The organism is Alteromonas sp. ABV4_150 (genome assembly GCF_056311745.1).
Map to the genome: position 1 here is coordinate 4,117,442 of NZ_CM149971.1, position 22,693 is coordinate 4,140,134.

The window sequence follows — 22,693 nt, forward strand, 5'->3', positions numbered from 1 at the left end:
TTGTTGAAACTAATTGCGGTATTCAGTGCATTATATCTTGATAAAAGTACTGATAATCTAGCTTTGCTGTTATGAAACAAGACAATCAGGAGAACAATTATGTTAGGCGAAAACCACTCACTACTATGCGACTTCCCAGAACACAAAGATACGATTAACCGTTTAAATACAAATAGCCATGACTTTGCCGAAAAAGCAAAACGCTATCACAGTTTAGATGAAGAAATTAGAAACCTTGAAGAGCTTGGCTCACCCGCAAGCGATGCAACACTGCATCAGTTGAAACACGACCGTGCCGAGTTGAAAGATGAGCTTTATCAGGCTTTGAAACATGCTAAGTAAAGCGAATACGATAAGCCTCTAATGTTGGGGCTTATCGTACGTAATTTTTCGCCAGCAAATTAATAAGTGAATAATTAGTTGGGATTAGCTTTTAAAAAGAGTGTAGTTAACGTGTTTTGGTCTGGTAAACCGGTAACCTTTAGATTAAATTTCTGCTGGTAGTCAGAAAACGCTTTTATATCTTCGTCTGTAAAATTATCGCCAGAAATTTCTTTTGGATAAAACCCCATTTTTTTTAACCGTGTCTTTGCTCTCAACAAAATCTCTTTGTAATAGTAGGCAGTAGCATCGCCCACTTGAACTTTCACGATCGTCCCTTCAGAATCCAACCGAATAGGATAAAAAGCTCTTATCATCGTATTGGTAGCATCCAAGAATTTAACATTGCTATTTTCATTACAATGTCTTTGTAACAAAATCAAAAATAACTCAGTTGTCTGCCAAGGAGCAATATCGTAATTGTTCTTTTGGAACTGATTATAAGCAGATAAGTATCCTTCTAGCCATCCAGCATAGAGTAAAAATTCAGAATCTTTTTGTTGAAAACTGACTACGAAATCTTCACACGCCTTCCGGCCCGCTCCTTTAGCAGCGAACCTGCCTTCGCTGTCTGCAGCAAAAACGTTCGAGCTCACGTAGATAAAACAAATGCATGCAAACTGAATAAAAACCTTCATAAAACCTCAAAACTAAAAAAGCCCAAGCGTTTCCACTTAGGCTTATAAAATCTACTTATGTTACTTTTTCAGTTTTCTTCTCGTAACAAAAAGACCGAAAAGGCTAATGCCCAACATGAACACTGAACTGGGTGCCGGAACACTATTTACAGGATCATCGGGAACAAATGTGATTATCGGTGCTTGCGTAAATGAAAGATCACCTGACTCGGCGAAAGACACGCCCGTTACAAATGCTTGCGGGTTAGTTGGATCTAGCGCCAAATCTAAATTGATACCTAATATTGAGAAATCGAAAACATCGTCAAAGCCGTTTAACCCAAAATCAAACGTTTCGCCTGCATTTAGAGTAAACTGTTGCAGGGTGTTACCAAAAGTAAACTCAAGTATATAACCGTCTGGGTCTGGCACGGTCGCTAGAGATGGCGCAGTAACAGAAGCAATCGCTAGATTTGATGTATAAACATAACCTGATGCGACATCTGGGTCGAACCATATAGTCTCTTCCGCTTCAACTTCAGGCAGTTCGAATACAAATTCACCATCATCATTAGTTGGATTGCTCAAGTCAGGAAGGATTGGAGTAAATTCTGATTCGCCTAATTCTCCAAAACTTGCTAAATACATTACAGAATCATGGCTGCTATCACCAGCATCAGCTAAAAGTAAAGTAAAGGTATTGTCGCCCGGTAATACCGGCACATCAAATCGAAGAAGTGGGTTGCCATTCGGTGCTAACACGCCGTTGAGTGCCGTACCTGGCATTTCAACAAAATCTGGATGATTAATATTGATTGGAGCAAGAGAATCACCAATCTCAGCATCACTTGTAAGAGCACCTGCAATATTTTCACCGTTTACATACAAACCGAAACCGTCTATAAAAGTGTCGCCAACAAAGTCTGGAAATTCTTCTGAGCCGAAAGCACCAAAAAACGTTATTGTTGAAGCTTGGTCACCATCGACAGTAAAGCTGATATCCAATTGAACAGGATCAAAATGTTCAGAAATACCAGTTAAAGGCTCTAACAATTCATTTTGAACACTTGATGCAGAGTTGCCAGTACCCCCGCTTATGAACACCTGAGTACTTTCAGAATCTTGCGCGTCAGTGACATTTCCTGTGCTCAATACTATACCGCCTGCGGCAGGTAAATTGTAAGTCCCAGAGGCATTGGAAAAAATACCAGCCTGACCAAGTGCTGGTTGTGATGGAATAGTAAAAGCTGCATCTATAACGTCAATGGAGGAAGGGATAAAAACTTCGCAATCGTTGCCGTCGCAAAACCCATTCCCAGGTTCTTCAAATTCATTACCAAATGAACCTCCAATTAAAGACGCTGAGTTAATGGTAATGGTTGAATCTGGAACCAATAAGGCGTTAGCTAAACTGAGAGCATCTTGAGTTTCTGTAATAACAATCGCAGAGGCTGGTGACGCACCTAGCGCGATAGCAACTGCACACGCGGACGCTTTTGATAGTACTTTTATCACTTTTAAATTCCCTTATAAATGAGCTTTTCATTATGCTTAATCCGTCACAGCAATTTGCACGCCAAACAAAAATAAACAAAAAATTACATACACTTATATTTATATAATGAAAATTAACTGACATAGTATTAAAGCAATGTAAAAAATACTGACGCTAAAAACTATAAACTAATTTCACTGCGCACCTCCAATTAATAAATACAATTCATGGTAATTGATTTACGGCAGTTACTGTTATCAACCAAGGTGAAGGTGCAAGTACACCTAACCCGACGTATTAAGCGAAAACCACTCATTACCATGCGACTTTCCGGAACACAAAAATACGATTAACCGTTTAAATGCAATTAGCACTGACTATGCAGAAAAAGTAAATCGCTATTACAGTTTAGATGATGAAAATTTACATACTGAAAGCTGGCTTATCTCGATAGCTGGCCGATTGACACCGAAAACGTTCCATTCTTGATTACTTTGCCATTATGAGCTTTAAGAGCGCCATCATTAAGTTTGAACCATTCTTCTCTTTTTTCGTTTAGTGCTTTTATCAAAGTAACTTCAAAACCTCAGAAAGCTTTATACCGAGAGACTTTGCCACATTGAGAAGGTCACTATTGACCGACGTATTACAAGACATTTTTTGAAGCATAACTACCTCAAACTAATCTACTAAAAACACTATGCGCAAAAGTTGTGCGCATAGCAAATGCAGCCCCTTTCCTTCTTCAAATATTTACTTGAATCACAGCCAAGAATAAGCCCTAATTGCGTTATCGATTTAACCAGCTCAAACTATGAAGGGGTTTATTTTGAAGTTTGCCTCTCGCGCTACGGCGATTCCTCCGTTTCTTGCTATGGCCTATGGCGAAAAAGCCACGACACTAGAACAGCAAGGTAAAGATGTTATAAGACTTAATTTAGGCGAGCCTGATTTCGGCGCACCCGCGGCAGTACTCGCCGCAATGAAAGAAAGCTTAAGTGCCCCAGATTTTCCCTATACCTCGGCGCTGGGCATGCCTGAACTACGTGAAGCCATTGCACGCTTTTATGAAGGTAAACATGGCGTAGCGGTAAGCCCTTCTAGAGTGGTAATTACCGCTGGGGCTTCTGGTGCTTTACTTTTGGCAAGTGCTGCCTTAGTTGAACCAGGCGACAACGTGATATTGGGTGACCCGTCTTACCCCTGTAACCGACGTTTTTTAAACGCATTTGGCGCAGAGGTAACGCTGGTGCCAACACGCAGCGAGGATAACTTTCAGCTAACCGCTGCAAGTGTTGCCGATAATTGGAAGCACAACACGAAAGGTGTACTTATTGCCACACCTGCCAATCCTACTGGTACGGTTATAGATGCAGAAGAGTTGACTAAAATTGGCGAGTACTGCAAATCCAAAGGTGGCTTTTTAATTGTTGACGAAATTTACTTAGATCTTTCGCTTTCGGCTGATCTTGATGTACGCAACGATACATTCGCTTCCCAATCGACCTTGGGCACTGATACCAAACTTCAAACCGTACTTGCCAATGCAAAGCTTGAAGAAACAGTGGTCGTAATAAACAGTTTTTCCAAATATTTTGGCATGACCGGCTGGCGTCTTGGCTGGTGTGTGGTACCTGAAGCGATGACGCCCATCCTTGAAAAACTCGCGCAGAATTTGTTTATTTGCCCTTCTACCCTTTCGCAAAAGGCCGCTCTTGCGTGCTTTACCCCAGAAGCATTGACGCAATGCGAGCAAAACCGCCATACGCTGGAAAAGCGTGCTTCCCTTGTTTTTAGTGCACTTGAAAACATGGGGCTTGGTTTAGATGCAAAGCCTGACGGTGCGTTTTACGCCTACATCAATATTAAGCACACAGGGCTAAGTGCAATTGAATTTTGTGATGCCCTACTTTCACAACATCATGTAGCGCTTACGCCGGGTAATGATTTTGGTGAGCACAATGCCAACCATTACGTAAGACTGTCTTTCGCCACAAGCATTGAACGCTTGGAGGAAGGGCTTTCACGGCTAGCTGAGTTTGTAGAATCATTAAGCTAACGCTTTTTTATGCTCACCATTTAATTTCGTGAATAGACAAATATTACCGAAAAAAATGATAGATATGGAAGCTTGTGCGTATATTGAGTAACGCATATTGATGACACGTGTCGAAACGAAATAAAACAGGACAAAACAATGAGTAACGAACGGGAATTTGATGTAGTTATTTTCGGTGCTACAGGTTTTACGGGCAAACTAGTGGCTGAGTATTTTCAAGCGCAGTATGGCAGTGACAGCAATGTTAAATGGGCAGTGGCAGGTCGTAACGAGGCTAAACTTAATGATGTTAAACAAGAGCTAGGCATTAGCGATAGCGTTGCTAGCATTGTAGCCGATGGTGATGATGACGACGCGCTAGATGCGTTGACGAAGCGCACAGCCGTTGTACTTACCACTGTTGGTCCATATCAAATTTACGGTGAAAAGTTACTTTCTGCATGTGTCGATAACGGCACCGGCTATACAGATCTTTGCGGTGAGCCAGCCTGGATGCACCAAATGATCAATAAATACGAAGCGAAAGCTAAAGAAACCGGCGCAAACATTGTGTTCTCGTGTGGCTTTGATTCTGTACCTTTTGACCTTGGTGTGCACTACCTTCAAGAACATGCCAAAAAGCAAACTGGCGATGTCATTGAATATGTAAAAAGTCGTGTACGCAAAATGCAGGGCACGTTCTCTGGCGGTACGGCTGCCAGTTTAAAAGCGACCATGGCGGCTGCGCACAAAGATAAGTCTGTCATGGCTGCGCTTATTAATCCGCACTCATTAACCGATGGCGCGTCAAATCAGCGACAGCCCGATGGCAACAAACCTTACTTCGATGAGCAGTTAGGCACATGGGTTGCACCATTTATTATGGCGGCCATCAATACTAAAAACGTTCATCGCACAAACTACCTAGGCGGATATAGCTACGGCAAGAACTTTCAGTATGATGAAATGATGATGACCGGCCCAGGAGAAAAAGGTGAAGCCATGGCGAATCACGTTGCCAAAGATAAGTCGCTTGCTAGTGATGATGGCCCTAAACCAGGTGAAGGCCCGAGCAAAGAAGAGCGCGAAAATGGCTTTTACGATGTCATGTTTGTGGGTACCGCTACCAACGGGGATATGCTAGCCGTATCGGTAAAAGGCGACAAGGATCCAGGCTACGGCTCTACCAGTAAAATGATTTCAGAATCTGCTCTTTGCTTGTGCAAAGACGTTAGTTTATCCGGTGGTTTCTTCACACCTGCGGCAGCACTTGGTAACAAGCTTATCAGCCGTTTAGAAGAAAAAGCAGGCTTAACGTTTGCTATCGAGAAATAGCGATTCAAAAAATGAAGGCTGAACACAACTTGCGTTCAGCCTTTTCTTTCTTCGCTAGGTGTTATTATTGTTTTTCTAAGCAAGTACTGCTTTTAATGCTTTAACGCAGGCATCGGTTTCTGCTGGCGTACCAACACTAATACGTGACCATGAATCGTAACCGGGCCAGGTACGCCCTACTACCTTTATACCCTGAGCTCTCATCTTCTGCGCAAACATGTCGTGCGGCATACCCGTATCCATGTAAATGAAATTCCCTTGTGGATTCGACGCATATGGCTGTTTTAATTCTTTAGCAACTTTTATTAACTTATCACGTTCAGTTTTAATCCGTGAGCGCATGGTGTTTAGGTTCGCGTGGTCATCCATGCTAGCCATACCCGCAACAAGTGCCAAGTAGTTTACGCCACCCATGCGCAACATTCCGCCCAGGGTTTTAGCTTGCTCAGCTGGCATAATGGCGTAACCTAAACGCTGGCCTGCCATGGCGTGAATTTTAGAGAATGTACGGCAAATTACTACATTGTGCCCTTCTGAAATAAGCTTCGACTGAACGTTGGCCGGGTAAGCGTCAGACATTTCAATGTAAGCTTCATCAATAAATACCTGTGCTTTTTTCGACACACGTTTCGCAAAAGCGGTCAGTTTGGCGGCATCTACCATGCTACCCGTTGGGTTATTTGGGTTACACACATAAACGGCAGTAGTGTCTTCAGTCACTGCTGCTTCAATGGCATCTAGGTCGAATGTCATATCATCAGCGAGCGGTACGTAAGTTACATCTGCCCCCATAAACTCAGCGCCTCTCGGCACACCTTCGTAGGTTGCCATAGAGGTAACTAGCTTATTACCATTTTTCGTGATCCAGTCGGCATAGCCGAAAAGAATAGGTGAAGAGCCGTTTGTGATAACGATTTGATCGGCAGAAACGCCCTCTTGCTTAGCAATTTTTTGCGCTAAAACTTCAACCGTAGCATCGGTATAGCGTGCAAGGTTTAAAAGCTCGCTTTGCATTGCCTTAGCGGCCTTTTTCGAAGGTCCAAAGGCGTTCTCATTTGACGATAAGCGAATAAGACCATCGTTCACGTTAGGTGTAGCCGACGGAAAATGTTCAGTGGGCATTCCCGCCGCATGCAGGTCGCCCATTATACTGTCGACACTCGTGGTTAGTGCCACCGCACCAGCCCCTAAACCTACCGATTTTAACCAATTACGACGTGAAGAATTTATCGTGGTTTGTTGTACGTTTTTATTCATATTTCGCTCAGCCTTCCATCTACAATGTCTTTAGACTAAAGGCTCGGTTTTAAACGCGCAATAGCCTAAAAGCGCTAAACCATTGACGCAATTGCACTTTTCCCGTGCACATAACGCACTAAAATAGACAACACAAGTAGTTTTAATGTGTTAAGGGGTTACATTGCGGTGCAGCGCCTTTATACCCATTTAGGCGTTTGCGATGAATGACATTTTTTCTCGTATTAGCAGCAAAACTATTACTGACTAAACCCATTGTTCTTTGGATTGAATCACCAAGTCGCTCACCTAACCTAAACCATCTAGGCGAATACCAAGTATGAAATACTATAAACATCTCAGCTTCGTTCACCATTCGCAACAGGAGTTTTAAAATGGCTAAGGACCACGGTAACCAAATAAAAAACGATGATACTTATGAAGCCCTTCGCGACGAAGGCTATAGCAAAGAGAAGTCAGCGCGCATTGCCAATGCACAAGCCAATAGTAAACAAACTCCGTCAAAAGACGGCGGCAAAGCAAATAAATACGAAGATCGCGCTAAAGATGAACTCTATCAAAAAGCCAAAGAAGTCGGCATTGACGGGCGTTCCAATATGACTAAAGACGAGTTAATTGATGCTCTACGTAATCATTGATTGGGGAGGCGCATGCTTAGCTATTCATCTTGTAGCTTGACATTTAGCGGCGTGCCGGCAGCATGCTGCTGTATTAAAGCCCCACCGCATTCCGTTGTTTTACGGTGTCTAGAAAATGAAGGTTACCTTTTAAACGGCATCAACAGCATTGCTCTATAGCCTGGCTGAACATCATCAATACCAGTATCTTTCGTATCTGCGTCTTTAAACGTGCCAAATAAACGATCCCATACAATACATACACAGCCATAGTTAGTGTTGCTTTCACTGATAACTTGAGAGTGATGATGAATATGGTAACGATTAGTTGTGAAGAACCAGCCAACCACTGCTGAGTTAAGATTCAAGTTGCTGTGTGCAAGTATGGCTGTAACTGCTGTTAATGAAACAACTGCGGCACCAACTACTTCTCCACCTAAAAGAAAGCCCACAATAGCCCTTGGAAAGATAAGGAAAAACCCCTCTAGAGGATGGTTTGCGACTGCATTTAAACTGCTTAGTTTTTTAAATGCATGGTGTGCGCTATGACCAGATAAGTGCCACAAGAGTCCCCACCGGTGAGACGCCCTATGATACCAGTAGTTAACAAATTCAAATGCGGTAAAAATAAGCAGTACTTGCGCTACAATTGGCCATTGTGAAGGCCAAATATCTAATTGCCATGCTTCGCTTAAACTCGCCATCCACTTAAAAAGTGAAACTTCATACAGTGTTTCTATCAACGCATACGCTGCCCCGGCAAGAATCACAAATACCAAAAGTGCGACAGTTTCACCCGCGCTTTTTTGCCATTCTGGGCGCGCTGGTATAGTAATTTCGAAGAGCGTAATTATACAAAACGCTGCTGTGATAAATAAAATATGCTCATCAAGAGAGGCGTTAGTATGTACCAAGTAAAGAGAAGCGGCTATTAAAATAGGCTGTAACGACCAATAAACTATTTGACGCATTCCGTGCGTTAAAAATTTACTAAACCTAGTTTCAACACTCATATCAACTCCTTTTTATCATTCACTTCCATCTGTAAAATTTGTTGTGTGCAATTGCGTCACACACCGCTCTAAGTTTTCGCAGCTTACTAGAATAAATTTGATTAATAAACGAGCGATATGGTTTAAGTTGTTACAATTTGCTACCTTCTTGTTTCTAAATGAAAAACGAGCCGCGTTTGTCAATTAACGCATAAAGGTTGTACTGTGAAACACCAAGAGCGAGATAAAGTCGAAATTGTCCCCTATAGAAAAGCGTGGCGTGAGCAGTTTCAAATTGCTAAGCGCTGTTTATTAACTGCGCTAGGCGATATTTGCGTTTGTATTGACCATATTGGCTCTACTTCTATTCATAACATGCCAGCGAAAGATCGTATCGATATTCAAATTGGGGGTAGTGAAATATCTCCTGCTATTTGCGACACGATAAACCAGCGAATAAGTCAATTAAACTTGCCTAACGCTCACATGAGTCAAGATCATTTACCGCCTGACGAATCATGCCTTGCGGACTGGCGTAAAATTTACCTGCAAGGGGTCACAGACCAATGGTCGTTTAAAGCGAATATTCATATACGAAAAGTAGGCGCAAAAAACTTTAAGTATGCTCTTCTATTCAGAGATTATCTTAGAATTGATGACGATACCGCAAAGTCTTACGCGTTCTTCAAGCAAACCCTCGCCTCTCGAATTCCTAACGATAGAGACTTATATTCACAACTGAAAGATCCGGTCTGTGACCTAATTATGATTAGTGCTAGGCGTTGGGAGGATAAAACCACGTAACTCCTCTCTTCCGAACATAGCATGAGATAATTTCATATAAAAATGAAATTAAGTCATTTTTATTCATAGTTAAACCTAGGTATAACGTACTCATGGCTTTTACAGCATTCACATTACTCAGTTTAATCTTAGGAATAGAAGCGCATTCTCATGAACAATAACGTGGATACAAATTTCTCTTTTACCATTAACAGCGTTCCGTTTAATGAAGATTATCGCCCTTCAGACAACACGCGCATTACCACTAACTTTGCTAATTTAGCGCGAGGCGAGCGCCGAAAAGAGAACTTACGTGATGCATTAAGCATGATTAACAATCGCTTCAACGCGTTAGCTAGCTGGGACAATGAGTGTGGAGATCGCTATACTGTAAAACTAGAAATAATATCAGTAGATATTGATATAGAGGGCAACGGCAACACCTTCCCTACTATCGAGATTTTACAAACCAACATTATCGATAAAAAAACGGGGAAACGTACCCAAGGTATAGTGGGCAACAACTTCTCGTCTTATGTTCGAGATTATGATTTTAGCGTTCGTCTTTCTAATCATAATCGAGGCCAATCATCGTTCAGCGTGCCCAACGATTTTGGCGATCTACACGGTAAACTGTTCCAGTATTTCGTTAACTCAGAAGCCTACAAAGCGCATTTTTCGAAACTCCCGGTAATATGCTTAAGCGTTTCCGATAATAAAACCTATCGCAGAACAGAAAACCAGCACCCTGTTTTAGGCATTGAATATCAACCTAACGAGTCCTCGTTGACCGAGCAGTATTTCAAAAAGATGGGCTTAAACGTTCGTTATTTTATGCCGCCAAATAGCGCCGCGCCTTTCGCGTTTTACTTCTTTGGCGATTTGCTGAACGACTATACAAACTTAGAGCTTATAAGCACTATCGCTACGATGGAAACGTTTCAGAAAATCTATCGCCCTGAAATCTATAACGCTAACGCACAAGCGGGCTTAAGTTATAAGCCGAATTTGAAAAATAGCGATCACTCAATAACGCGCATTATTTACGACCGCGACGAGCGCAGTCACCTTGCCGTTGAGCAAGGCAAATTTGTGGAAGAGAACTTTATCAAGCCTTATCAGCATAAGCTGGAGCAATTTACAGCAAGTTACGCCAGATAAACTCTCTGAAACTGGTTGTTAGAAACTTGTTCGTTGCAAATTGCAATCTACAGCTCGCTAGGGTGAGTCTCCAAACTTAATGGGGCGGCACGGCTTGCCCCGAAGACATTCATAAAAATTACTGACTTAAAGATTACGAATTATATGAAAAAACTACTCCCCACTTCTATCGCTGGCAGTCTTCCAAAGCCCTCATGGCTTGCCGAGCCTGAAACGTTATGGTCGCCATGGAAACTAGAAGATAATGCCTTGGAAGAAGGTAAAAAAGACGCCCTTCGCGTTACGCTTCAGGAACAAACGGTATCGGGCATTGATATCGTGTGCGACGGTGAGCAAACACGTCAGCACTTTGTAACCACATTTATTGAACACCTCGACGGTGTCGATTTTGAAAAACGTAAAACGGTACGTATTCGCAATCGATACGACGCGAGCGTGCCTGTTGTAACGCAAGCAGTTACTCGACCCAAACCAGTGTTCGTTGAAGATGCTAAGTTCTTACGAAGCCAAACTGACAAGACTATTAAGTGGGCGTTACCTGGCCCAATGACTATGGTCGACACCTTATACGACGACCACTATAAAAGCCGCGAAAAGCTCGCGTGGGAATTTGCAAAAATTCTAAACCAAGAGGCGAAAGAGTTAGAGGCTGCTGGCATTGACATTATTCAGTTTGACGAACCCTCATTTAACGTATTCTTTGATGAAGTAAACGAATGGGGAATTGCTGCATTAGAGCGCGCTATTGAAGGGTTAAAATGTGAAACTGCGGTACACATTTGCTACGGCTACGGCATTAAAGCCAATACCGATTGGAAAAAAACGCTAGGCTCAGAATGGCGTCAGTATGAAGAAAGCTTTCCTAAACTAGCGAAGTCAAACATAGATATGGTGTCGTTGGAGTGCCACAATTCTCATGTACCTATCGAACTCATTTCCTTGCTAAGAGGAAAGAAAGTTTTGGTAGGTGCCATTGATGTTGCCACCGACACTATAGAACGCCCAGAAGAAGTGGCCGCTACTTTGCGGGAAGCTTTGAAGTACGTAGACGCAGATAAGCTCTACCCTTGTACCAATTGCGGTATGGCTCCCCTTTCACGAGATATTGCAAGAGGAAAACTTGAAGCACTTAGCGCTGGTGCTGACATAGTAAGGCAAGAACTAGCACAAAAGCTAAGTACATAACCTGTCTCTTTCCCCGTCAAAAGCGTTAGATAAACGCTTTTCTCGGGGCTGGTTTATTCGGTTAAATTTTCATTTTTTCCCCACGGCGCAAATAAATGCAATTATTTATTAACAATGTTATTAACATTTTCAAATCCAGCGACAAAATATCAATTTATTAAGTTAAGTAGCAAAATAAATTAAGCACTGTTGAAATATGAATCAGAGATAGAAATAAACCTAAATTAATTTGCTGTTATATCTTGACTGACGTTCAAAATACATTACGCACACCGCACAAATAAAAGGCTAAAATCTCGAAATTAAAATTACCGATGAAATAACGCTCTAAACTTGTTTAATATCAAAACAACACCACAACACATAATGAAAACCTACTATTTAATCATTTTTTAACAAGATGTTACAAATCACTACCCCCTTCTTTTATTCATCGTAAAATATTGATTTCGCTTGTTCCTGCTCATTAGAATGCGCGCCCTCTTAGACATAAGTATAAATTCGTACATAAATTAACCTTGTAAGGCTTGCCTACAATTTTGGGCCTTATTTAACAACAAGCACATAAATTCTAATTCATTAGGAACAATCCATGAAAAACATTGCAACTGCTGTTCGGTTAGCATTGGCTGGAAGTGTCGCTCTGACATCTGGCAACGTATTAGCGCAAGACTCAGCTACCGAAACCGCTGATGTTGAAAAAATTCAAGTTACAGGTTCTCGTATTTCACGTCAGGGCGCGATCGCACCATCTCCAGTTACCGCCATTTCTGGCGAGTCACTACTTAACTCTGGCGCGATGAACATTGGTGAAGTGCTTAACGAACTGCCTTCATTAGCCAACACGTTCTCACTAGGAAATTCAGGGCAATTCATTGGTACTGCGGGTTTAAACATTCTAGACCTTCGCGGTATGGGGACAGACCGTACACTTGTTTTGGTTGACGGTAAAAGGCACGTGTCTTCATCAGCGGGCACAGCTGCTGTCGATACTAATACCATTCCAACTTCATGGATTGAGCGCGTAGAAATCGTAACGGGCGGTGCATCTGCCGTATACGGTGCTGACGCCGTAACTGGTGTGGTTAACTTCATTCTTAAAAAGAATATAGAAGGGTTCGATATCAGCGCAACGCAAGGTTTTGCGCAAGAAAATGGTTATAAAAACGATAAGTACCAAGCGTCGTACGGTTTTAACTTCGACGATGACCGCGGCAACATCGCTTTTGCAGCTGAATATAGTTCACAAGAACCGCTTGATGCACTAGACAACCCATGGACAGCAACAGCATACCGAAACATGAGCTTTGAAAGCATCATGGGCTACGAGCGCAGTGAAGATCAGCTTGATTCAAAAGCGTTCCCCGATAACTTTTACACGCCAAATGCGGGATACTACGTACTAAATAACGCTGGTGTGTTTGGCGATGGTACAAAAACCTTTAATGCAAACGGTTCAATCAAAGACATCTATATTGGTGACCAAGTAGATGGCGTTTTCTGCGCAAATTGCGACTTTTTCAACCTTCGTCAATTTACACAGCTACAGCCTGAGTTTGATCGCACTAACCTAAACGTCAAAGGTAATTACGAGCTAAATGACGACACGACTGTATACGCACAAGCTAAATACGCGCGTACACGAGCTGTTTCTATGGCACAGCCAGCGTTTTTCTTTTACAGCGACGAAACTAACATCAGCATCGATAATGCCTTTCTAGACGATAGCGTTCGTGACTACATGCAAACGAATGGCTTAGATACAATTCAGCTAAACCGTATGATGACTGACCTAGGTCGCCGTACTGAAGCGGACGAGCGCGAAACTTATCGCTATGTATTGGGTATCGAGGGCTACATCAATGATGAATGGAGCTACGAGGCATTCGTAAATTACGGTAAAACAGAGTTAGAGCGTGAAAACCGCAACAATCTGATTTTGCAAAATTTCTATAACGCATTAGACGCTGTTGAAGACGACAATGGCAACATTGTATGTGCATCAGGAAGTGACGACGGCTGTGTGCCGCTTAACATTATGGGTTATGGTCAGCCGTCACAAGAAGCTATCGAATATGTGAATACCACCTCTGTAGGTACAAGCAAAATTGAACAGTATAATGCGGGAGCGACAATCGCCAACTCGGGCATCTACGAGTTGCCAGCAGGCTACCTAGGCTTTGCGGCGGGTGTTGAATATCGCAAAGAAAAAAGTGAAATCGAAGAGCCAGACAACGCAGCAGGCACATTCTTCAATGCCCTTGGTGAAGATAAAGGTGAGTACGATGTCTCTGAAGTATTTACAGAAGTAACTATTCCGCTTCTTGAAGGTCTACCAGGCGTAGATTTGCTAACATTCGACACAGCAGCGCGTATTGCTAACTATTCATCTATTGGCAACGCGAAAAGCTGGAAGCTCGGTCTGGATTGGCAGGTTTTCGAAGACTTACGTGTCAGAGCAACTAAGTCATCTGCGCTTCGTGCACCAAACATTAGCGAACTGTACGGTGAAGCCAGTCAAACATTCTTCAACGTAGACGACCCGTGCCGTACAGACGAGCTAGAAGACCTAGCGAATGCTGACCAACGCATTGCAAACTGCGCAGCATTAGGTGTTCCAGCAGATTTTAACTCTGACTACGACTCGGCTACTTTGGAAGGCGTAAACGGTGGGAACATCGACCTTCAAGCAGAACAGTCTATTTCAAAAACCCTAGGTTTGGTTTACACGCCTGCTTGGTTTGAAGGCTTTACAGCGACAGTCGATTACTGGGAAATTGAGCTTACTGACGCAATTACAAACATAGACGGTCAAACGATTCTAGACCGTTGCGTAGACTCTGAAACGGGCATTGATAATCCGTACTGTGGTCTTATCGACCGTGATTCGGAAACAGGCGAAATTACCGAAATTCGCAGCTACGCGCTAAACATTGCGGGTCAAGAAGCAAAAGGTGTAGATTTCGAATTAGGCTATGACTTTGATGCACTTGAAGGTGCGTTCCGTACAAGCCTAATTGCGACTTACCTTAAAGATCGTAAAGAGTTTCCATTCCAAGACAACCCAGAGCTATTCTATCAAAACGCTGGCACTGCTGGTGAGTCTGACTGGCAAGGCGTATTCACGGTGAACTACAGCCGTGGCGATTGGGAAGCAAGCTGGAAAACGCGCTATATCGAGCGCGCAAGCATTTACGACAATCAAGACCTAGCGCTAAATCCTAACCCAAGTAATCGTATGGAACTACCTTCATACGCAGTAACTGATGTAACTGCGGGTTACAACTTTAAAAATGGTGTAAGCCTAACCGTAGGTATTGATAACCTGTTTAACCGTGCACTACCTACGGGTACAACCGGTACTGGCTCAACCGATGCTGCCTATGACAACATCGGTCGCTTTGGCTATGTAACCGTAGCGTACAAAATGTAATTTGCGATTTAGTTCGTCACTCAAAAGCCGGCGTTTTTACGCCGGTTTTTTAAGCATATCTGACAATGGCATAAGCTTTACTTCTGCACAAAAAAGCGGAGATTCATTATCCACCCACCCCACGCAGGTAAGATGGTTGGGATCTGTGTCAACAGGCGCAACCAGTATATTTAAACAATCATTACTTTTAAGTTGTGCTAACTGCTGGTTATCAATGCACATGTTTTGAGAAACATAGATCATGGGGTTTTGGATTAAGTCGTAATCTAAGGCCTGCGCCCTTTCTAACATCGCTGATGACATTAAAGAAAGTGGATAGAAATGTGGGAAACGGACTTTATCCACGAACTCATCAATATACTGGGTTTGATCGGCGAAGGCGCTTAGTAGATAATTTTTAACGTTACCGACGATCATCCACTTTCGTTTTAGAAAAACGCTGTTATCAAACAAGGTTCGATCTGTCATTCTTGAAAGCTTTTCTTTGCTGTATTTTAGTAACTGCGAGTCGACAGACATGAAATCAGACTGACGGTAGGAGCCCATTAAACTGGGTTTTCCAGACGCTTTTAAAATTAATCGTTGCGATTCTTGCTCACCCTTGTCTGTTTCAGTAACACGGGCACGTTTTAATACTAGATTAAGTTCGTCACCCACTTTTGCCGGATTAACAAAAGTAAACTCGTAAACTGAATATTGTCTCCATTCAATGGCAGATGCACTCTGATTTATCTGGGTTTCTACATAAAGACCAAGTTGAAACCCCAGCGCTATGGTGCCTTGAAACGGGTTTTCTGATATACGTTGCCAACGCATAGGGTCGTGAAATAAATTGAAATCGTCCGTGGCATTTCGAGCGATATCGATATGTAATTGGGTAAGTGTATGCAAATGCTTTCCTTAAAAGAGGAAACATCGACTGATTTTCTAATTCTTAGACACAAACCTCGTGTATTCGTAATTATTAAAATTAGGTTTGTCGATGACATCAAGCCACAATCTACATTTCAGTATAGAATACACTAGCGATAGCAACTAGTTTTCGAATTCTAACTCTATGCCTATTATTACAAGTTCGCTAAAAAGCATTACTTTATCGCTATGTATACATCAATGTGATTGCCGTTTACATAGTGCTCGAAATCTACCGTGAACCTCCTTTCATACTTCGCGTTTTCTTGGGTAAAGTATTTCCAAATATCGGTCCATGCATCAATAGCGATTTGCGGCATTTCTCCTTGCTTCGTAAAAACGAGATACTTCCCCGGTGGAATAGTGATGTTTTCGACTATTACATTTTCTGGCACTTTCCTACCATCATAGCCTGCTAGCACGGAAAAGTTTCCAGCATGATCACTTTCATAGTTAAAATACACACCATATACACGTTCACCGCTCACATAATCTACGGAAATCGTGTTGTCAAAGCGCCGCCATAGCCCCGGGATTTTTCCGTTTTGAGAAAACTCGGCTTCGTTGTTCGTTTTCACCGAAAAGCCTTTTATGTGTAAAGGTTCAGATATATGTCTAATTTTCATTTTTATATGCCTCTCTCAAATAGGGTGGCGTATTGATTGTAAATATTGGTTGCTGAAAGTGAAGCTAACACCACCCTAAAGGTAAGGCAAAACTGTTATCAAACTTAATATTTCAGTACTTCCCGATTATCAACAAGCAATTCGCCTTCAGAACAAATATAATCCTGTTTTTTCTCTTTGAAGCTGAAATACATTGTGAATCAACGTTTTTTACTTGCCATACTCGCAGTGCTTTTGGCCATGATAACGATCCAATCGGGTGCATCATTTGCCAAACAACTCTTTCCTATCGTGGGGCCTGAAGGTACAAGCGCTCTGCGTGCATTCTTCGCGGCCTTGGTGTTGACAATAATCTTCAAACCTTGGAAAGCAAGCTTAAGTGCGAAAGGATGGCGAAACGTCATTATTTATGGCACCTGCTTAGGGGCAATGAATATCATCTTCTACCTTGCCATTGCGCGTATTCCATTAGGTATAGGCGTTGCTCTTGAATTTACAGGTCCATTAGCGGTGGCCTTTTTTAGCGCAAGAAAAAAACGTGATTTTGCGTGGGCCATTTTAGCCGTTGCTGGCGTTTGTTTACTGCTTCCGGACATTTTTGGTGCATCAACAAAAGGGCTAGATCCTATCGGCGTAATGCTAGCACTAACCGCGGGCGCTTTTTGGGCCGGCTACATTGTATTTGGTAACAAAACAGGCAATGAAGGTTCGGGCGGTGTTACGGTTACCTTAGGAATGCTAGTAGCCGCCATCTGTGTGGTCCCCATTGGTATAGTAAGTCAAGGTAGTGCGTTGCTATCTTCAGAAGCGATGCTCATTGGCTGCGCAGTTGGTATTTTCTCATCCGCTATTCCCTACACTTTAGAAATGACCGCCATGCGTAATATGCCCAAGCAGACTTTCAGCATAATGATGAGCGTAGAGCCTGCCGTAGCAGCTGTAGCGGCCTTTATAATTATTGATGAAACCCTCACTCTGTCTCAATGGCTTGCAGTAGCTTTAGTGGTCATAGCTACCGCTGGAAGTTCTGCTACTCAAAAACAAGTGCCAAAACAAAAGCAGCTTGAAACGCTTTCTTGAGGTTTCAAGCTCAGTTGCTTAGCTCTTTTTGCTTTAGCTCTTATTACCTGAGTTGCCTTTGCCTTCTTCTTTCCACTGTATTGCTTTGTGAACTAAGCGGCTATTTTTCCCGTTTAACTCTGTGTAAATAGTTAAACTAACGCTACAGGGAATGATGATGAAACACTACGCGGTAAATACAGAAGTTGAATGGGAATGGGGCAACGGCAGTGCCACAGGCAACATAAGAGAGAAATTTACTAGCGATGTTGAACGTACTATTAAAGGCTCATCTGTCAAGCGTGAAGCCAGCGACAGTGACCCCGCCTACCTTATTGAACAAGACGATGGCAGTAAGGTTTTAAAATCTCACAGCGAAATTAAAAAATCGTCGTAACTTAGCTTTTAATCTACTTTGAATGAAATGCAGCTTTCTTTTTTCACTGACAGTGACGTGGTCAACGTAGCGAAGTCACTTGTTGGCAATTTTCTCTTTAGCAATGTCGGTGGTGCATTTACCGGAGGAATGATCACGGAAACTGAGGCCTATTGCGGTCAACGTGATCTCGCCATGGAAAAACATTTATTGCGCCGGCCTTCATCTGTAACAACGCTAAAGAAAAGGGGCGGCATAGCCTACATATACACGGTTTACGGTTACCACAACATGTTTAATATTGTTACTAACAAGGAGGGCTATGCTGATTCTGTGCTTATTCGAGCAATCAAGCCTACCGTGGGCTTAGATATAATGCAGGAACGGCGTGGGTCAAACATTGCGGTGCGTAACTTATGTGACGGCCCGGCGAAGCTTTCGCAGGCTTTAGCCTTAACACCAGCGCTAAATGGGGAACCCGTGGTAAACAACAATACTATCTGGATTGAGCGCAACGCCGAATTTAACGCCGCCAAAAGTATTACCAGCGCACCCCGCATAGGCATAGATTACGCCAGAGAAGATAAAAACGAAGATAGAAAAGAAGAGAGAAAGTACGATAAAAGCGAAGCGCATGCCACACGGGACGACACAAGCCTACCTTGGCGCTTCACATTGAAATAGAGTGTATGACCAGGCGTAATGCCTTACTTCGCACTATCTTTACTCAAGCCTAGTTAGTTAGGGCATATGTAAGCTTACAGTCTATATACTTCAACAGTTTGTTTACTACTCTTGGTACGGCGATATCCCCGGTAGCTTCTTTGGCTTCTACAAAAATATCACAATCATCGTACTGAATTTGCTGGCGTATAACATAGTCGTTGAGTTCGTCGAACAGCGTTTCTTTTAAAGGCACCATGCCGACAAAAACGTCAGCTTTTTGGTCATCAACATTTCCTTCACGCTTAATAAAATAAGCGCCTTCAATTTCTCTTTTTAGCGTATAGGCCTGCATGGCATCTAACTTTATTAAGCGAAAGTGCACGCTTATCTGAGGTTCTGTCACTGCTTCTCTCAATGTTTACCGCTTAATGTCTACTTTCCAAGGCGGGTTTACTCTATTTTCTCCCGCCCAATAAAGCTTTATTTTATTGCCGGATGGGTCTTTTAAAATAGCTTCTTTCCAAAGATAGCGTTGCTCAGTAGGCGGTTGCTCAAAATGAATACCCTTTTCTAAAAGCGATGTATATAGCTCGTCTAACGCTTCATGCTCAAAGTAAATCACGCTGTGATTTTGTACACTTTCGCTTTCTAAAGAGAGTGAAAACGTAGAGGTGCCTTCTGGGCAAGTAAATCTTGCATAATGCGGTGTATCTACTATTTGTGTAAACCCAAGGGTAAGATAAAACTCAACCGCTTCAACCATATTGGTAACAGGTAGTGTAACTTGATTCAATTCCATGATCACTTGCTCCTTATATAAGATATCTAAACCGCGCTAGCTTGCTCGTTATTACCCGAAGGCTAACCTTAGTCTTTACAAACTAAAGCCAATAAAACCAATAATACCTCAGTAAGCCTCATTGAGTCTGCTATCTATTTGAATAATGACTTATTCACACTTTTATGCGGGCATAGATTTGAACGCTTTAGACTAGCTTTGCTTCTGCTTGATCCACATCAACGCAGGACAAACGTAACTCCACCACAATAAAGTCATCAGAATTACCTCGTGATACTTTGTATGTTAACGCTAGTGAATGATACAGATGCAAATGATAAAATTGTGCCGGAGTCACATGGGCTATATCGGCTGCATATAAAGCCGAATAGACAGATGGCTATAGAAAACAAACCTGTTTTCGGTGCGAACATTACGTTACACAGCAGCTTATTAAAGCACGATCATTTTGTTGCGACACCCAATAATATATTGGGTTGGCTAGATCACTTCGGCTTGTCGCACTTCTCCATAAAAGCCGAAACTAATCGCCTAGAGAATGACGACATTTCTGTGCTTTTTCCTTCACAGTTTTTAAACGCTGAAGGCGGTATTTTGCGTGTTACTGTCCCCACCCGTATTTATCTAATCAGCAAAACCCCTATTGAAATCAACAAACACGGCCTGTGTCTTTTTACGCCTGTGAAATAACAATGCAGAAATGTACTCTGACCCCAAAATTTTGGGGTCAGAGTACATTTTCTTCTACTCGAATTCTGGGGTGACGTGTGATGTGCTCTCTAAGTGCAGGCTGATTGCTCTGACAGTCCTGAATAGCGCTTATCTACTCGCTGAACCATATGATTAAACGTCGTGTTGTCTGAAATGATCAAACAACCACCTTTGGCTCGGGTTAAGCCGGTATACACCAGCCCTCGATGAAATAGGTTGGCGGCCTTTTCGCTATCGGGCCTGGGCAGTATAAGTACAACGTGGTTAAATTCAGAGCCCTGAGACTTGTGAATGGTCATGGCATATACGGTTTCAAACTTCGGCACTCTAGATAACGATATGCTGCGTAACACTTGTTTTTGCATTTGGTTTTGTACGCCGGTAGCATTCTCGCCCGTACCTGACGAGGCGTGTTGGTCTGCACTTTTGGCATCTTGGTAAAACCATGCATACAGCTTACCCGTGCTATCAGGCCAGATTACGCCTACTTCACCGTTAGATAGCCGCTGTGGATGATGATTCTTTACAATCATAATGGGCTGACCTTGATAGAAGTGCCCTTCTCGCTTTTTAATTTTGTGCTTGATGGCATCGAACACTAAGCTATTTAGGCCCTCTACTCCCATTGCGCCCTTGCGAACCGGTGTGAGCCACCTAACATAGTTTAGGCGGTTAAGCGCTTCTTCAGCACTATCGGCATCAAATATGGGAAAGAAACTTTCTTTAGCCAACTCATGTAAATCACGACTGCCAACTTTATCTTCTGACCATAAATGCACGCCTTCTTTTAAACGTGTTTTTGTATAAGCCGCTAGGTTTGCGGTTTTACTACTTTCATCGCTTTCTTCGGCGATGGCAGCGATCGCTCCACCAGCATCCCCTTTCTGGATTGCCGTTGCTACTTTTGCAACTTGGCCTTTGAAACGCTGCGGTGCCTGCAGTGTTGCCACGTAGCTTTTGGCTTGCTCATTAACAGGTAACATAGGAAGATGAGGGCACAGCGTAGCGATATTCTGGCGCATTAACGAGGGTACGCCCCCCAATGAAAGTGGGTCGCTATCAATGTGTAAGCTACTTTCGTCACTCGGCGATGCATTCTCTTCTACGTCAAAGCGTGTTGTGTTACTAACTAGCTGCTCTAACACATTACCAAGTTCAACGGCTGGAAGCTGATCTGCATCACCGATAAAATACAGTCGTGCATGGCCTGGCAATGCGCGAACAATGCGCGTCATTAACGCTAGGTCGACCATACTTGCCTCATCGACGATGAGCACATCGGCGGCTAATTGGTTGTGCTGGTTGTACTTGGTCGATACACCGTATTCCCGCAAACCTAACAATCTATGCAGCGTTACAGCATCAGTAGGCACGTTATCAAGCGCAGCATCTTCCACCTTGCCGCGAAGCCCTTCAATGCTGTTAACGATAGACTCGGTCATACGTTGCTGCGCTTTACCGGTTGGGGCAGCCAATACAATATTTAGGTCTTTGTCACACGCCTGTAGCGCCAGTAATAGACGTAACACGGTATAGGTTTTACCCGTTCCAGGCCCACCGTTTATGACACAAAATCCCTGCATCAAGCTTTTAGCAACAGCAATTTGCTGCCAATCTTGTTGATCTGTAGTTTCGGTAGGGAATATAGCGGGCCACAGCTGCTTTACTTTATCATTTGCGTCTTCTGTTAACGGCGTAAGCGCCGCTCGCTTCACTATGTCTCGCGCTACCTCTTGTTCAAACTCATAATAGCGACGGCTATACAGCCTGCCGTTTTCATAAACAAATAGCTGAGCAACTTGTTCGTTCTCCAAAGCGCTTTTTACAATTTTTAGTAAAGGCGTAAGATGAGGTAGTACTAAACCTGTCTTAAGGGCTTGTTCTGGCTCTTGTTTTTCTGGCTCTTGTTGATATATGACCGCTTGGGGATTGTGAATAGATGATGCACTTTCGCGTTCTTGCGCTTCGGTCATCGAACCAACGGTTTGCCCGGTGTCGTCTTCCTTAAACAGGGTTGTTCCAGCTACTTCTTTAAGATAGATACAGCTATGCCCATTACGCTGCATATATGACAAATACGCCAGTACTCCAGCCCAGATAAACCTCTCTTCTTGTGCGAGTTCATCAATAAAGCCAAATTCTTTTGCGACAAATTTGTCGATAGCTTCGATGCCAAACAAGTTATCGAAAAACGACGATACAGAATGTTGATTGTTGTTCATTATTTTCCTGACTATATTGTCCTTGATG

Annotated in this window: 22 protein-coding genes; 12 read left to right on the top strand and 10 right to left on the bottom strand. The window is 42.8% G+C overall.

Features of this window, described 5'->3' with window-relative positions; translation table 11 throughout:
- The first annotated feature begins 99 nt into the window (after nt 1-99).
- Nucleotides 100-342 carry an HP1242/YdcH family protein gene (locus ACYX4M_RS17895; protein ID WP_476081138.1) on the top strand — a complete coding sequence of 81 codons (243 nt, stop codon included), beginning with the start codon at nt 100-102 and terminating at the stop codon, nt 340-342.
- 74 nt (nt 343-416) lie between these two features.
- Here the strand turns inward: ACYX4M_RS17895 and ACYX4M_RS17900 are convergent, their stop codons facing one another.
- The 3 genes from ACYX4M_RS17900 to ACYX4M_RS17910 form a co-directional block, all read right to left on the bottom strand.
- A complete protein-coding gene (locus tag ACYX4M_RS17900; protein WP_476081139.1) occupies nt 417-1,019 on the bottom strand; it encodes a peptidoglycan-binding domain-containing protein in 603 nt (200 codons plus the stop codon).
- A gap of 60 nt (nt 1,020-1,079) precedes the next feature.
- On the bottom strand, nt 1,080-2,513 hold the full coding sequence (locus ACYX4M_RS17905; protein WP_476081140.1) for a choice-of-anchor L domain-containing protein: 1,434 nt from the start codon (nt 2,511-2,513) through the stop codon (nt 1,080-1,082).
- Between the two features lie 547 nt (nt 2,514-3,060).
- Entirely contained in the window at nt 3,061-3,162 is a 102-nt protein-coding gene (locus tag ACYX4M_RS17910; protein WP_476081141.1) for a type II toxin-antitoxin system CcdA family antitoxin, read from the bottom strand.
- Between the two features lie 160 nt (nt 3,163-3,322).
- Here ACYX4M_RS17910 and ACYX4M_RS17915 point away from each other — a divergent pair, with 160 nt between their 5' ends.
- Nucleotides 3,323-4,552, top strand: coding sequence for an aminotransferase class I/II-fold pyridoxal phosphate-dependent enzyme (locus ACYX4M_RS17915; RefSeq protein ID WP_476081142.1), 1,230 nt, complete (start codon nt 3,323-3,325; stop codon nt 4,550-4,552).
- A 138-nt stretch (nt 4,553-4,690) separates the two neighbouring features.
- Complete coding sequence (locus ACYX4M_RS17920) at nt 4,691-5,866, top strand: saccharopine dehydrogenase family protein (protein WP_476081143.1); 1,176 nt, start codon at nt 4,691-4,693, stop codon at nt 5,864-5,866.
- A 75-nt stretch (nt 5,867-5,941) separates the two neighbouring features.
- Here the strand turns inward: ACYX4M_RS17920 and ACYX4M_RS17925 are convergent, their stop codons facing one another.
- Entirely contained in the window at nt 5,942-7,123 is a 1,182-nt protein-coding gene (locus ACYX4M_RS17925) for a pyridoxal phosphate-dependent aminotransferase (protein ID WP_476081144.1), read from the bottom strand.
- 374 nt (nt 7,124-7,497) lie between these two features.
- Here ACYX4M_RS17925 and ACYX4M_RS17930 point away from each other — a divergent pair, with 374 nt between their 5' ends.
- Nucleotides 7,498-7,761 (top strand): DUF7218 family protein, encoded by a 264-nt coding sequence (locus ACYX4M_RS17930; RefSeq protein WP_476081145.1) that lies wholly within the window; start codon nt 7,498-7,500, stop codon nt 7,759-7,761.
- A gap of 122 nt (nt 7,762-7,883) precedes the next feature.
- On the opposite strand, the gene ACYX4M_RS17935 is transcribed toward ACYX4M_RS17930, so the two are convergent.
- Nucleotides 7,884-8,753, bottom strand: coding sequence for a sterol desaturase family protein (locus ACYX4M_RS17935; protein WP_476081146.1), 870 nt, complete (start codon nt 8,751-8,753; stop codon nt 7,884-7,886).
- Between the two features lie 204 nt (nt 8,754-8,957).
- Between ACYX4M_RS17935 and ACYX4M_RS17940 the strand changes: the two genes are divergently transcribed.
- From ACYX4M_RS17940 to ACYX4M_RS17955, 4 genes are all read left to right on the top strand, one after another.
- The gene (locus ACYX4M_RS17940; protein WP_476081147.1) at nt 8,958-9,536 is read left to right on the top strand and encodes a GrpB family protein; all 579 of its coding nucleotides are present in this window, start codon (nt 8,958-8,960) and stop codon (nt 9,534-9,536) included.
- Nucleotides 9,537-9,686: 150 nt separating this feature from the next.
- Complete coding sequence (locus tag ACYX4M_RS17945; RefSeq protein WP_476081148.1) at nt 9,687-10,676, top strand: DUF1852 domain-containing protein; 990 nt, start codon at nt 9,687-9,689, stop codon at nt 10,674-10,676.
- Between the two features lie 144 nt (nt 10,677-10,820).
- Nucleotides 10,821-11,861, top strand: coding sequence for a methionine synthase (locus ACYX4M_RS17950; protein ID WP_476081149.1), 1,041 nt, complete (start codon nt 10,821-10,823; stop codon nt 11,859-11,861).
- Nucleotides 11,862-12,453: 592 nt separating this feature from the next.
- Nucleotides 12,454-15,294 (top strand): TonB-dependent receptor domain-containing protein, encoded by a 2,841-nt coding sequence (locus tag ACYX4M_RS17955; RefSeq protein WP_476081150.1) that lies wholly within the window; start codon nt 12,454-12,456, stop codon nt 15,292-15,294.
- A 36-nt stretch (nt 15,295-15,330) separates the two neighbouring features.
- Here ACYX4M_RS17955 and ACYX4M_RS17960 read toward each other — a convergent pair whose 3' ends face one another.
- Together ACYX4M_RS17960 and ACYX4M_RS17965 are read right to left on the bottom strand one after the other, a co-directional pair.
- On the bottom strand, nt 15,331-16,185 hold the full coding sequence (locus ACYX4M_RS17960) for a hypothetical protein (RefSeq protein ID WP_476081151.1): 855 nt from the start codon (nt 16,183-16,185) through the stop codon (nt 15,331-15,333).
- 197 nt (nt 16,186-16,382) lie between these two features.
- Complete coding sequence (locus ACYX4M_RS17965) at nt 16,383-16,832, bottom strand: GyrI-like domain-containing protein (protein WP_476081152.1); 450 nt, start codon at nt 16,830-16,832, stop codon at nt 16,383-16,385.
- 195 nt (nt 16,833-17,027) lie between these two features.
- Between ACYX4M_RS17965 and ACYX4M_RS17970 the strand changes: the two genes are divergently transcribed.
- From ACYX4M_RS17970 to ACYX4M_RS17980, 3 genes are all read left to right on the top strand, one after another.
- Nucleotides 17,028-17,912 (top strand): EamA family transporter, encoded by an 885-nt coding sequence (locus tag ACYX4M_RS17970; RefSeq protein ID WP_476081153.1) that lies wholly within the window; start codon nt 17,028-17,030, stop codon nt 17,910-17,912.
- A 151-nt stretch (nt 17,913-18,063) separates the two neighbouring features.
- Nucleotides 18,064-18,288 (top strand): hypervirulence associated TUDOR domain-containing protein, encoded by a 225-nt coding sequence (locus ACYX4M_RS17975; RefSeq protein WP_334059984.1) that lies wholly within the window; start codon nt 18,064-18,066, stop codon nt 18,286-18,288.
- Between the two features lie 27 nt (nt 18,289-18,315).
- On the top strand, nt 18,316-18,951 hold the full coding sequence (locus tag ACYX4M_RS17980) for a DNA-3-methyladenine glycosylase (protein WP_476081154.1): 636 nt from the start codon (nt 18,316-18,318) through the stop codon (nt 18,949-18,951).
- Nucleotides 18,952-19,000: 49 nt separating this feature from the next.
- Here the strand turns inward: ACYX4M_RS17980 and ACYX4M_RS17985 are convergent, their stop codons facing one another.
- Nucleotides 19,001-19,336 carry a hypothetical protein gene (locus ACYX4M_RS17985; RefSeq protein ID WP_476081155.1) on the bottom strand — a complete coding sequence of 112 codons (336 nt, stop codon included), beginning with the start codon at nt 19,334-19,336 and terminating at the stop codon, nt 19,001-19,003.
- Nucleotides 19,337-19,351: 15 nt separating this feature from the next.
- Complete coding sequence (locus ACYX4M_RS17990; RefSeq protein WP_476081156.1) at nt 19,352-19,732, bottom strand: VOC family protein; 381 nt, start codon at nt 19,730-19,732, stop codon at nt 19,352-19,354.
- 294 nt (nt 19,733-20,026) lie between these two features.
- Between ACYX4M_RS17990 and ACYX4M_RS17995 the strand changes: the two genes are divergently transcribed.
- Entirely contained in the window at nt 20,027-20,422 is a 396-nt protein-coding gene (locus ACYX4M_RS17995) for a hypothetical protein (RefSeq protein WP_476081157.1), read from the top strand.
- An 89-nt stretch (nt 20,423-20,511) separates the two neighbouring features.
- Here ACYX4M_RS17995 and recD read toward each other — a convergent pair whose 3' ends face one another.
- Nucleotides 20,512-22,665, bottom strand: coding sequence for an exodeoxyribonuclease V subunit alpha (gene recD, locus ACYX4M_RS18000; RefSeq protein WP_476081158.1), 2,154 nt, complete (start codon nt 22,663-22,665; stop codon nt 20,512-20,514).
- Between the last annotated feature and the right edge of the window lie 28 nt (nt 22,666-22,693).